Below are 13,034 nucleotides of genomic sequence, written 5' to 3' on the forward strand. Positions count from 1 at the left end.
TATTTGTTTGTAATACTCAATCCCGCGCTCATCGAAATATAACTTTTGTTATCATTCAAGATGATAGGATTGTTTGTAGTTATATATAGCACCTTGCAAATTCGCTTCATTGCCTAATCTACTTTGTTCAATATCTGCACGCACAAAATTATAGAAAGAATCCTTATAAAGCTTTTCTAGCTCTTCCCTAATGGTAATAACCAGTAAAGGATTTTCAGATATGCCTCCCCCAATTACAAACTTTTCAGGATCAAGTATGGATTGCAAATTAATGATTTGTGTTGCGATGTTCCTACAGTATTCTCGAAAAATCGTTTGGACCGTGCCATCACCTTCTTCAATGAACTTGAATATCTTTTCACCTGTCATAGAATCTGCAGGAAGGTCTTTGGCTTTCGCAACGGTTTTAGTTAAAACAAAACTACTCCCTTGCATACCAAGCAGATAATCATCATTGTCTGCATTTTCGTTGTTCGTTCTAATGAAGGAGAACTCCCCAGCTGATAAATGATGGCCCTTCAACAATTTCCCTTGAGAGATGATTCCACCGCCCATCCCTGTTCCAACGACCAGAACGACACCATCGGTAATCCCTTGTAATGAACCACGCCATGCTTCTCCAAGAGCAGCACACTTTCCATCATTTTCAATCGCTACAGGTTTGTGAAACGCTTTCTTAAAAACGTCAAGCATATTTATATCATTTATATATCTTAATGAACCGCCATGCACCATGTGACCGCTTTCCGAATTCACAATACCTGGCATGCTGACGGCTATACCTTCACATTCATCCATAAACTGATTATGAATTTGCTTCAAAGCTACAAGCAGATTCTCAAGTGAGTCCAATGGAGTTTTAACTTTCCCCTTGCACATAAATTCACCTTGAAAATACAAACTAAATTTAATAAAAGAGCCACCAATATCAAAAACCAGTATTTTATTTTTCATGCTACGTATAGTCCTTTCATGAGGCAATTTGGGGTCTTCTCTCCATAACGATAATTAATATTATTGCTTTTGTAAATCCATCATTTTTTTTATCGTTAATAAGACACCGTTTTCTTCGTTGGATTTAGTGATAAAACTGGCTGCATTTTTAGTATTATCACATGCGTTTTTCATAGCAAAACTATATTTTGCTATACTCATAAGTTCCACATCATTTTCACCATCTCCAAAAGACAGGGTCTCATCCTCAGTAACCCCCAATATCTCTTGGAGTTTTCTTACCGTCTCCCCTTTATTGGTATGAAGGGCTGTAATATCCAGCCAATTTGCTTCAGAATCAACGATATAAATTTGATCCATTAGAGTCTTTTCAACATGTTTTCTTAATAAGGAACTTCTTCCAGTTGGATCATATACAGTTATTTTAAGAAAGCTACTGTTGATTTGATCAAATGAATCAATTTTAATCACTTCTTTATACGAGCCTTTCACAATTTTATAGTATTCGTCTTGAATATAAGAATGAACAAATGCTGCTTCCGTTGTACATGCTATGATAATGAAATCATTGGAAAAACTTTCGATATCTCTTATCGCTTGTAAAGCTAAATTGCGTTCAATCGTAAACTCTTTGACGACGACTCCATCCTTTTTAATCCGCGTAGCACTGTCCCCTAAGATCCAGATCCCTTTTCCGTGCTCGCCAAATAATTCTTCTACTCTTTCACACTGCTTGCCTGTACAGGCTACAAAGGAAATATTATTTTCTTGCATTTCTCCATACACCTGATTAAATAATTCGACATCGAAAGTGCTACTATTATTCAGAAAAGTACCATCCAGATCACTTACTACCAGTTTAAACATATATAAATCCCCCTTAAAATATAAAGATCTTTATTAGTCAAGTTTAATTTATGGGTTTTCATTTTCTTTCCATGGATCAACATCAAAATCTCTATTAAAATCTTCAAACATTCGTGCTGCAAGCTTTTGAACATGAGGAGAATGTACCAAACTACTGATCATGAAATACATAATGATTAAAATTATGATACATGAAATACCTTCTATCGCCCACACAGTCACACCTCCTTATTTCCGTAAATCCAACTTAGTTCCAGAACTTGATCCATTTAATAGGTGCATTGCAAATCCTGTACACTTATTAAACCATTTAATTAAACACATTAATAAAGCGAGTAAAAAAAGCCTCTTTATTAAGTGGACATACAAAGTTATTCAAAAAAATCATCGATGGAGCGGTAAGGTTTTACTTCCTTAGGCTGCCCGGATAATGCTAAGCACCAATAAGTACCAACCCATATAACTGAGCAAAGTAAAATCAGTGAGATCATAGAGTGCCCTCTCTTTCTCTTTTAGGTTACACGTTTACTTTAGCTGATGAAACGCGTTTCAGGTCAAGTGATAAATTATAGAAAAGCACATTTTTGTCATGGATGTTTATGATTTAAGATATAATCTTGGATTAACCGTTCAAAGTTCTCTTTTTCAATGTACGATTCACTTGTTCTGAACTGAACAGCATAAAAAGGAAGCAACAAAATGAGTCCTCCTGTAATTGCAGTAAGTTGGCCAGCCAGAATTAACATACGATTATTTATTTTTAAAGTTACGAACCCCGTAATAAGCCTGCCTATCGTAATTCCACCGTAGTATAAGGATATCCAGCCAGCTGCAGTTTCGGCTGTAATGTTTCTGGCCCCTACCAAATAGCTGGCTCCCCATAAGCCCACCATGGCTTCCACACCACAATAAAACAAAAAAGCAATAAGCGTGTTCTTAACTCCTTTCATTCGAATTAGCTTTTGTTTGGGGATGTTCTTAACTTGTACAGTATTGTGATCTCTCTGTGAGTAGTCTGATTGGATTTCGGTTATGGGATTTTGTATCGCGGCAACACGTTGCCATTATTTCTCTCCCTCTCTTCACTACACATATATACATTATTTAAAGACAATGATTGGACGTTCCAATTCTTTTAGAGTTAACCCTCTCAACCCTGTTTTAAAATCATCATAAAATAAATCTGAGAGAATAACCTCAGGATACAAAGGCATCTTATGCTTAGATTTGTAGGATTCTAAAAAATGAAAGAAAGACACCTCTTCTATATTCTCTCTATAGATCACAATTCGATCAGGATCAAATACAGATTGTAATATTTGAATAATTTCACATATACTATTGAAGAAAACCTCCGTTCCCTTGCCCTCATCCCAAACTATCGACGGAAGGAATTTGATTTCACCAGCCAATCCATGTTTTCCTTTTAAAACCCCATTTCGCAAATAAATCCCCATTCCTGGTGGAGAATTCTCAGGAAAATAAATAGCCAGTACACATTGATCTTCATCTATTTGTTCTCTATAGACGTAACCACATACAGCGGCATTTACGTCATTCTCCACAATAACCGGCAAACCAAATTTGCTTTGCACATCCTCTGCCAACCGAATTCCATTTAATCTTTCATAACTGCTGACTGTAATTTCTCCATTTACAGATTGTCCCGGGATTCCTATTCCAATAACTTTAATGGAAGGATAGAGAGAAATGATGTCTTGAATCGTGGAATAAAATTGTGTAGCATTAAAAATTTGAAAGGGATGCTCTTCTTTCATCAGAGCATCCTCATTTAAATTCACTACCGTAGTACACACTACATCTGTCCCTTGTTTTTCATTAATATGTATAATCAGTGCTAGACTATACTCATAATTAAAACGATAGGTTAACGCATGCCTGCCTCCGTTTGAAGGAACGATTTCATCTTCAAAGATCTCTCCATTATTAAGCAATTCCTGCATAAGGGTATTGATAGTTACTACACTTAAATCAGTCAATGCGGCTAGTTGGGGTTTTGTTGTCTTACTGATCTGTTTCAATACTTTGCGAACCAGGTTCAGATTTATTTCTTTAATTAAATTTGTATTAGCTTTTTCCATACATAGCACCTTCTTTTTATAACATCATAAAACAACTTTATAAACCATTTTTATTAAGTTGTTTTACCAATTTTGCAGCAAAATATTACCTTTGTCAAGGTAATTTCGTACTAACCTTTAATTCACTATTGCTTTCCAGCTGATTCTGAATTATTCTCATGCTTAACATAAGATGATCGCTAAAATAAGGAGGCTAATCTATTGAAGAATGCTGTTGAAGAACCAAAATCAAATCGTATGCGCAAAATGATTGGGTGGCAGCTAATCAGTATCAGGTTGGAGCAAATCAATCAAAAACAAAACTAACGCTATGAAAAAGAATACTACGTTCATGATCATAATGACCTAAAGCCGTTGATGTAATTTTCAAGTCAGGATGTAACTTCCTCTGACGAGTTTACATAATGATTATTATGTAAACTATTTTTCGTTTAATCTCAACTTTCATGCTATACTTACAATCCTGATATCGGTATCTGAATATCCAGCTTATCCATTGCTTTTTCTTTTTCCCGATCAGTGACATGTGTATATACTGTGGTTGTCTGAATGGATGAATGCCCCAGTAGCTCCTGTACGGTACGCAGATCTGCTCCCTTACGTAATAGCATTGTCGCAAATGTATGTCTCAGCTTATGGCTGGAATAAGCCTCCCGGCGATCTATACTCTTATCTTGCTGGAATCGTTCGAACGTTTCTGTAGCGATCTGTTGAATGGTGCGCACTGCCAGACGGCGGCCTTTTTGGGATATGAACATCGCATCCTCTTTACCTCTCCACGGCGTCAATCTTCCCTCCAACGCATGCTCTACAAAATCACATACGGCTTCCGGTACCGGGAGAGTACGCCACTTACGTCCTTTACCGAACACATCTAAGGTACGTCTTTCTCGGCTGTAATCCGAGACATTCAATGAATGAACCTCCCCCACCCGCAATCCCATGTAGACCATCAGCAGAAAAATAGCCATATTACGATTTGCATATTTCCCCTCCACCGCGAGCAAAAACGGATGAATATCCTTTTCATCCAGATAGACGGGCATACGATTCTTTTCAGTTTTTGCTTTTTTAATTCCCGCTGCCGGATTTGTGCTGCATAACTCAAATTCCTGTAGCGCTTTAAAAAAACTGTTCACCGCTGCATGCTTCCGGTTCCGCGTACTATCTCCGGCGCCTCCCTCCCGCGCTTTAGACAAATACGACATAACATGAATCTTCTTCACCTGATCGAGTGGTTTTTCACGCAACGTGCGTAAAAATTGCTTTACATCCCCCATATAATTTTTTTGCGTATGTATCGTATATCCCGCATCCTTCATCCAGATCAAAAAAGCTTCCAGCTCCTCAGTATATATTTCATCAGTTTCTTCAGTTGTATCGAGCCCCACATGTCGTAACTCTTTTTTCATCCCGTTCGCCTCCAATTCAGTTCATATTCCGAAATATACTGTAAAACGATCATTTTCGTCTGATTTTTATCGACAATCCAATCGACATCTTATGCAGGAGGGATTCTAAAAGTCGTTTTAAACCTAAACAGCGTATAATTTATATTATACGCTGTTTTTTAAGCGCTTTTTAAGTATAAATAAAGCGCTCCCCTCTTGTCCAGCCTGGTATCGCCTTCAAGCAGACATTTCAAAGCACTTAACGGGGTGGCATAGGGTCAGAGGGGGTCGATCCCACAATGTAGACAAATTAAAACACGCTCAAGAAAAGTTCTCCGAATGTAATTCATTCATATCCAAAACAAAACTAAATAGCCAATAGTCTTGCATGCAACACCACTTCTCTACTTCATCAGCAAGCTGGGGCGCTGCTCTCGATCGGTAGCAGTCAAAATCGCCATAGCGGCCAAAACATGAATATCATATGCAGTTTCCAGCTCGCTATCCGGATCATCTTCCGGCGCGTGCACCATCTCCATATGATAGCCTGCTAGCTGATTGTAATTTTCACCCAATAGCAGCAGTGGATCACCAAGAATTTCACCGATTTTCGAGATGATGACCGTGTGATCCAGCTTCTGGGCAAATTTCTGCTGGACGCCTACATGCCTTATCATTTAAACTATTAAAAATTAATTTTCGAAAGAGTGAGATTACAACGACAGCATGAGGCTCCAGCACCCGGATCTTACAAACGAAAATACAAACATCACTTTCTGTCAGCCGAAACCCTGATTCATAACTACATAATAATTATTATGTAAACTAAGATTGGAGGATGATTGTATGATTAACAAATTGTACTGGTTACCGATCGGTCAGCTTGATATTGATCGCTCCTCACTCAACCATCATGCACAGCCCGGTGAACTGGTGCGCCTGCAAATCTGGTCGTATCTGCTGGAGACAGATCACGGTCCGATTCTCATTGATACCGGTATGCCGGATTCGTTTATCAACAATCCAAATTATTTTAAAAGTACACCGTTTGAAGGGCGCTTCATTCCCCATATGTCAGCCGATGATAGTATCGTGGCTGTACTGGATCGGATCGGCTATCAACCGGACGATATCCATGCCCTCGTAATCTCTCATATGCATATGGATCATGCTGGAGGCAATCCGCATTTTCCGAATACACCGATTTATGTGCAGCAGACCGAAGCAGACGCTGCGATCGGTAATCTGGAGTATGCGCCACCGGAATGCGTGCAGGCGGACTTGAATTACCGACTGCTTCAAGGGGATCATGAGCTGGTTCCAGGTTTGCAACTGTTCTATACTCCGGGTCATTCGCCGGGTCATCAGTCCGCGCTGGTCACAACAAAGGAATCGGGTCCGGTCATGCTGACGATTGATGTTGCCTACACGCAGGAGAATTACGCAAACGACGTGCCGTTTGACGGCTTTGACCGTGAACAGGCACGCCAGTCAATCGCCCGCATTCAGCAGATTGTGCAGGAGGTTAAGCCGAATCTGTTGTTCTTCGGTCATGATCCTGAGCAGGTAGCCGTTCAGCCGGTATATCCACAATACAAATAATGATAATAAAGCAGCTATTTCTCCACCATTCCGGATCTTTTCGGTCCGGGGTATAAAGAAATTGGTATTATGAATGCACACAAAATAGACGTATCCAGAGCCGTGCTTCATTCGGATCATGGCTTCCAGTATACGTCTACGGCGTACACACAGGACTTGAAAAGTTCGGCCTCAAAGGCAAGTGGTGCGGACTGGCAGAATAGTCGTAATTCGGCCAGCTCCCCTCATGAGCTCAATTTCTTCATTTGATTTTTAAATAATCATTATTGTATCTCCTCACTTCCAAAATGTTATAGCCTCTTATTCTTTTCTTTTCATTAGGTAGTTGTAATGACTCCGACATTTAGAACTGCAAAATTTGGTTAACTGAGCTCGCTGATATGGAATAAACCAATGATTGCATTGAATACACCTTTGCAGTTCTAGTTGCTCCCCTCCATAGCTTTCAGCAAAATTTTAAATGGATTAATACACTAAATCCGTTTATATCAAAAAACATGAGCTAGTCAAATTATATACATGAAGTTAATTACGTCTAATCTCCTGTTATCGCCAGCATCAGGAAGTATATCTAAGAACTCATGGGGTGAGTCGCTGTCGACACAGCATGGATGATGAGAAAAAGTAATTTGCAGTCTCGCTCCGTTTTCCCTTGATCATCTAGCACGATATACTTAAAGAAGTCGAAAGGCAAACTTATATTCAGCCTATGCTCATTTCAAAAATGTAGGTTTATTCATGACAAAGGGAGTGTTCATTTATTTATGAGTACCGAAATGCTGGAACGTCGAAGTGAAATTCTAAAACGAAACATCCATCAGTTGCTGGTTCAGGAAAATCAACACGGCGTGACACGTCAGGAAAATTACACGTTGCATAAAATGATCAGAGAGCTGCATCAAACCTCTCATGCCTTGAATACTTCCCGTTGAGATGAAAGGCTGCTAAATCAAATGAAAAAAATAACCTTCAGCCCCACTTCCTTAGTGGTGTTGAAGGTTATTTTAATTGACAGGTGGTATCCTTTCGTGATGTTACCCTTTGGAGCGACTCAGCAGATATAAAAAGTATGGCGCACCAATGATGGCTACAATCAAACCTGTCGGTATTTCTTTCTGTAAAGGTAAGGATCGTGTGATCGTATCCGCTACAAGTACCAGGAGTGCTCCGACTAAAGCACAGGTTACCAGCAGCATTTTATGCTTCGGACCCACCAGCTTTCTCGCTAAATGTGGAGCCACCAAACCGACAAAGCCGATACCGCCGCTAACCGAAACACTAGAACTGGCCAATCCAACCGCAGCAGCGAGAAGGAGAATACGTTCCTTTTCGATAGGTGTACCCAACCCCGATGCCGTCTGATCTCCCAGATTAAGCACATTCATCACATTTGCTTTGTAGTATGCGAAAGGAAGCAATACAATCAGCCAAGGCAACAGAGCCATTACGAATTTCCAGTTTGAGCCCCAGATGCTTCCTGCTAACCAATTAGCTACAAACGTGTAGCTTTCAGGTGTCAGCTTAAGAGTCATAATGATCATCGCAGCACTGATACCCGCCGCTACGCCAATTCCGCTCAGCAGTAGCCTTGTCGGGGAAATTCCTTCGCCTTTCTTGTAAGAAAGCGCGTAGATGAGAATAGCAGCTGCTCCTGATCCAATCAGCGCAAGAGCGGGAAGTAAAAACAATGAATTCGTAGTTTGCATAGATGGAAAAAGCAATATAAACAGCATGACCATCAGCCCGGCGCCCGCATTAATCCCCAGAATACCAGGGTCCGCTAGGCCGTTACGTGAGACCCCTTGCATGATGCAGCCAGAAACAGCGAGACCTGCACCGATTAGAAGAGAAATAACCATTCGCGGCAATCGGAATTCAAAGAGGATTAATTCCTGCTGTGGAGTCCCTTGTCCAAACAAGGTTCTAAATAGCTCCATTGGCGAAAGCCGGATAGTTCCCGTATTCGCGCTTATGGTGAACGCAGCAATGAGCAATACGATCAGAATAATTACAACCATCCAATCATGGATTTTTTTACGATGACTAGCTTTGGCAATAGCCCCATTCGTAACGTTATTCATCTTACAGCGCCCTCCTTTCTTTACGTGCCAGATAAAGGAAGAATGGAACCCCAATTAAGGCAATAAGTACGCCCACCGGTGTTTCCTCAGGTGCGTTAATCATACGGGCTGCCAGATCGGCAAATACAATGAGTAAAGCTCCCATAATGGCCGAGCATGGAATAATCCAGCGATAATCGACGCCAACCAGCTTGCGGGTTATATGGGGAATAATTAATCCCACGAAACCTATAGAACCAACCAACGACACCGCTGCACCCGCCAGAATCAGAACAAGAATCATCCCGACTACCTTTACCACCCCAGTTCGCTGACCTAGACTTAACGCAATTTCGTCTCCCAAACTAAGCAGCGTAATGGAGCGCGACAACATGAGAGCGCCGATAAAAGCTGCCACAACCCAAGGCAAAACTATACCGAGCTGAACCCACTTGGTTCCACTAAGCCCTCCGGCATACCAAAAGGCTAAATCCTGTCCAACATTAAAGTACAAACTAATTGCATCTCCTAAGGCAGACAGCAATGCCGTGACAGCTGCGCCCGCCAATACAAGACGAACTGGCGTAAGACCTGATTTGGAGATGGAGCTTGTTCCATATACCATCACAACAGCCAGAGCTGCACCAACAAAGGAATACAACATTAACTGTAAAAAGGAAGATCCGGGAAAAAGGGCAAAGCAAATCGCCATCGCCAAGCTGGCTCCCGAGTTCAGTCCAAGCAAGCCCGAGTCAGCAAGCGGATTTCGGGTCATTCCTTGCATAATTGCACCTGCTACGGCAAAGCAAACTCCGATTAGAACCCCACCCAGAATCCGAGGTAGACGGATTTCCCAAATAATTTGATGGTTTTGTAACTCGGGTTTAAAATGAAAAACGGCGTTCCATACCTCTTCTAGCCTAATAGAGGCTGCACCAAAAGATAGGGATAGCGCGATACCGAACGCTAAAAGTCCAAGCCCAGCTGTCAGGATAAGCGAAGCCGCCCAAGGTCGCGAGTGGAATTGAGTCGGCGACTGGTTATGATTACTTTGAGCAGGGCTATCCGATGATTCTGATAATTTCATAACTATTGTTCACCCTTACTGTTGAATAGTATGTAGCTAATCACGAACTGTGTTGAAGATGATGTTGATAATGAGAATTATTATCATGCAATCTTTACTATTGTAAATTAATGTGGCAACGGCTTCAATAGCAAATTTCGAGGAATGCCTAATGATCTGCCCTATTGTGAAAAAATAAAGCCCTTCGGCATAAATACCAAAGGGCTGCCAACAACACCGAAGCGACTACTTCTGTGCGGCGTTCTCTTTATTCCGCTGGACGATCATATCTGCGATTTCTTCAGCTTGCCCTACAATAGCGATGGGATCGAAGTACCAATATCGATCCTCCTGGAGCTCAAAAACCTTACCTTGCCGGACCGCATTCAGTGATTTCCATATGCTGTCTCCTTCGTAACCACCCAAATCCTTGTTAACCGTCAGAAAGATATAAGAGCCGGCATATTGATTAATGACTTCTTTTGACACCGATTTCCATTGAGTCTCACCTAATAATTCTTTTTGGACAAGCGGCGGAGGTGTCAAATTCAGTCCTCTGTATACCGCCTGTCCTCCTCTGCCAAAATTATCACCATAGACATAGTATTCTTTTTCCGAAGCTTCCATTACGGTGAAAGTATCCCCAGGCTGAACAATTCCCTTTAGCTTGTCACGTGCAGCCTGCATCCGCTGATCGTATTGAGCAAGCCATGTTTTGGCTTCCTGTTCTTTTCCAAGCAGCTCACCAAAAGCTGTCAGTTCCTCATGCACATTCTTGTACGTTCCATAAGGAATCACGATGGTCGGAGCAATTTTACTGTATTTTTCATATTCAGAAGCATCTTTGGAACCAATCAGAATCAAATCCGGCTGCAGAGTCAATACTTTCTCAATGGATACACTTCCGCGGTCTCCAATGCTTGTAATTCCCTGTACAAGATCCTTCGAAAACGGATTATCCAGATAATATTTAACACTTCCCACAGGTTTAATTCCTAGTGCTAATAAATCATTCAGGTACAAATCCACTACAACCCGCTGAGGGTGAACCGGTATCTTAATATCTCCATGAATCGTTTTGACTGTTTTCGTTTCCTCTGATTTTTGTTCATTAGAAGTTTGATTCTGCTTTTCATCCGGCTGCTTTACGTTTCCACCACAGGCGGTAAGAACTAAAATGACTGACAGAAGCATCATCACAATCCACATTTTCTTTGTCAAACTCGTTCATTCCTCTCTCTATTTACGGCGTCATATCGACCTATTTACGTTCCATATTGAGCTTGGTGCAGGCGGCTATATGCCCCTTTTACTGCTAATAACTCTTCATGTCTGCCTTGCTCGGCAATCCCTTGATCTGCAACTACGATAATGCGGTCAGCATTTTTGATCGTTGCCAAACGATGCGCAATAACGAGTGTCGTACGGCCTTGGGATAGCTCTGTCAGCGCCTGCTGAATCGCGGCTTCTGTCTCTGTATCCAATGCTGATGTCGCTTCATCTAAAATGAGAATTGGCGGATTTTTAAGGAACATCCGGGCAATAGACAAACGTTGCTTTTGACCACCGGAGAGCTTCACACCTCGCTCACCGATCATTGTATCCAGACCATCCGGATATGAGCGAACAAGGTCTTCAATCTGAGCTCGACGAGCAGCATCCCAGATTTCTTCTTCCGAAGCATCCAGCTTACCATAAGCGATATTTTCACGAATCGTTCCATCAAAGAGGAATACATCCTGCTGTACGATACCAATCATGGATCGCAGCGATTCCAGCTTCATTTCACGGATATCCATCCCATCAATGGTAATGCTGCCTTCCTCGACATCGTAGAAGCGAGGCAACAAACTGCAAAGTGTCGTTTTACCTGCTCCTGAAGGCCCCACAAGTGCTACGGTTTCACCCGCATGGATAGATAGGTCCACTTTGCGTAATACCTTATCTTTGTTCTCGTAACCAAACGTTACACCTGCAAAGTGAATATCTCCGTTAAGATGGCTAACCGCCTTGGCTCCTGGCAGATCTTCTACATCCGATTCACTTTCCAGTAAATCCAGATACCGTCGGAAGCCAGCAATCCCTTTCGGATACGTTTCGATGACAGAATTAATTTGTTTAATCGGCCCCAGGAATACATTAGACAACATCACAAATGCGATAAATTCCCCGTAGGTCATCTGTCCTTCGATAACAAACCATGTTCCACACACAAGCACAAACAATGAAACCAGCTTCATTAGTATAAAACTAATTGAGGAATTCCAGGCCATAATCCGGTACGCGATCAGCTTCGTTTTACGGAAACGCCCATTATTTTCAGCAAAACGTTCCATCTCATGGGCTTCGTTGGAGAACGCTTGAACAACGCGAATCCCGCTGACGTTATTTTCAATACGAGCGTTGTAATCCGCAATATCAGAAAACATACGATGGAAAGCAGCAGACATTTTTCGGCTGAAATAAAGAGACAAGTAAATCATGAGGGGTACAATAATGAAAGTCAGTACAGCCAGCTTCCAGTTAATACCGAGCATGATACCAAAGGCTCCCCCCAGTGTCATCAATGCGATAAACAAATCTTCGGGGCCGTGGTGAGCAATTTCCCCAATATCCATCAGATCGTTGGTCATACGTGAAACGAGATGCCCTGTTTTGTTATTGTCAAAAAAGCGAAAAGATTGCTTTTGTACTCGATCAAACAGCTTTTTACGCATGTCCGATTCGATGTTGATGCCCAGCTTGTGCCCCCAATAGGTAACCACGTAATTCAGCGCAGCACTTATGACATAAATACCGAGTAGAGCTAGACAGGCATATAAAATCCATTTCCAGTTTCCGCTAGGCAGCAAATCATCGACCACCCGATTGACTGCAAGGGGAAAAGCCAACTCCAGCAGTGCAGCCAGCAAGGCACAAGAGAAATCAATGATGAACAAAGTCCGGTAAGGACGGTAGTATTCAAAAAAACGTTTAAGCATAGTCATTGCTT

13 protein-coding genes and 1 pseudogene are annotated in these 13,034 nt (G+C 41.6%); 3 read left to right on the forward strand and 11 right to left on the reverse strand.

The features are described 5' to 3' along the window. Window positions 1-51: 51 nt before the first annotated feature. The 7 genes and pseudogenes from NSS66_RS06590 to NSS66_RS06620 form a co-directional block, all read right to left on the reverse strand. The gene (locus NSS66_RS06590; RefSeq protein ID WP_023988912.1) at window positions 52-954 is read right to left on the reverse strand and encodes an ROK family protein; all 903 of its coding nucleotides are present in this window, start codon (window positions 952-954) and stop codon (window positions 52-54) included. A 60-nt stretch (window positions 955-1,014) separates the two neighbouring features. Then, window positions 1,015-1,821, reverse strand: coding sequence for an HAD-IIB family hydrolase (locus NSS66_RS06595; RefSeq protein ID WP_340958620.1), 807 nt, complete (start codon window positions 1,819-1,821; stop codon window positions 1,015-1,017). Window positions 1,822-1,869: 48 nt separating this feature from the next. Further along, entirely contained in the window at window positions 1,870-2,037 is a 168-nt protein-coding gene (locus NSS66_RS06600; protein ID WP_338532453.1) for a hypothetical protein, read from the reverse strand. A 470-nt stretch (window positions 2,038-2,507) separates the two neighbouring features. Beyond that, window positions 2,508-2,885, reverse strand: a pseudogene (locus NSS66_RS06605) (MFS transporter); the annotation flags it as partial. Between the two features lie 36 nt (window positions 2,886-2,921). After that, a complete protein-coding gene (locus tag NSS66_RS06610; protein ID WP_338532454.1) occupies window positions 2,922-3,923 on the reverse strand; it encodes an ROK family protein in 1,002 nt (333 codons plus the stop codon). A 455-nt stretch (window positions 3,924-4,378) separates the two neighbouring features. Continuing rightward, window positions 4,379-5,335 carry a tyrosine-type recombinase/integrase gene (locus NSS66_RS06615; RefSeq protein WP_340958621.1) on the reverse strand — a complete coding sequence of 319 codons (957 nt, stop codon included), beginning with the start codon at window positions 5,333-5,335 and terminating at the stop codon, window positions 4,379-4,381. A 383-nt stretch (window positions 5,336-5,718) separates the two neighbouring features. Then, window positions 5,719-5,991 carry a hypothetical protein gene (locus NSS66_RS06620; protein WP_339200211.1) on the reverse strand — a complete coding sequence of 91 codons (273 nt, stop codon included), beginning with the start codon at window positions 5,989-5,991 and terminating at the stop codon, window positions 5,719-5,721. Between the two features lie 169 nt (window positions 5,992-6,160). Between NSS66_RS06620 and aiiA the strand changes: the two genes are divergently transcribed. From aiiA to NSS66_RS06635, 3 genes are all read left to right on the forward strand, one after another. After that, a complete protein-coding gene (aiiA, locus tag NSS66_RS06625) occupies window positions 6,161-6,916 on the forward strand; it encodes a quorum-quenching N-acyl homoserine lactonase AiiA (protein ID WP_340958622.1) in 756 nt (251 codons plus the stop codon). A gap of 69 nt (window positions 6,917-6,985) precedes the next feature. Next, a complete protein-coding gene (locus NSS66_RS06630) occupies window positions 6,986-7,165 on the forward strand; it encodes a hypothetical protein (protein WP_155613682.1) in 180 nt (59 codons plus the stop codon). 515 nt (window positions 7,166-7,680) lie between these two features. Then, entirely contained in the window at window positions 7,681-7,848 is a 168-nt protein-coding gene (locus NSS66_RS06635; protein WP_007432475.1) for a hypothetical protein, read from the forward strand. A gap of 102 nt (window positions 7,849-7,950) precedes the next feature. Here the strand turns inward: NSS66_RS06635 and NSS66_RS06640 are convergent, their stop codons facing one another. From NSS66_RS06640 to NSS66_RS06655, 4 genes are all read right to left on the reverse strand, one after another. Further along, window positions 7,951-8,997 (reverse strand): FecCD family ABC transporter permease, encoded by a 1,047-nt coding sequence (locus NSS66_RS06640; protein ID WP_023988920.1) that lies wholly within the window; start codon window positions 8,995-8,997, stop codon window positions 7,951-7,953. A gap of 1 nt (window position 8,998) precedes the next feature. Continuing rightward, a complete protein-coding gene (locus tag NSS66_RS06645) occupies window positions 8,999-10,063 on the reverse strand; it encodes a FecCD family ABC transporter permease (protein WP_025720646.1) in 1,065 nt (354 codons plus the stop codon). A gap of 225 nt (window positions 10,064-10,288) precedes the next feature. After that, complete coding sequence (locus NSS66_RS06650; protein WP_371918004.1) at window positions 10,289-11,239, reverse strand: ABC transporter substrate-binding protein; 951 nt, start codon at window positions 11,237-11,239, stop codon at window positions 10,289-10,291. A gap of 68 nt (window positions 11,240-11,307) precedes the next feature. Then, window positions 11,308-13,023, reverse strand: coding sequence for an ABC transporter ATP-binding protein (locus NSS66_RS06655; RefSeq protein WP_023988923.1), 1,716 nt, complete (start codon window positions 13,021-13,023; stop codon window positions 11,308-11,310). Between the last annotated feature and the right edge of the window lie 11 nt (window positions 13,024-13,034).

The organism is Paenibacillus sp. FSL R10-2748 (assembly GCF_038005565.1).
Taxonomy (GTDB): Bacteria; Bacillota; Bacilli; order Paenibacillales; family Paenibacillaceae; genus Paenibacillus; species Paenibacillus polymyxa_B.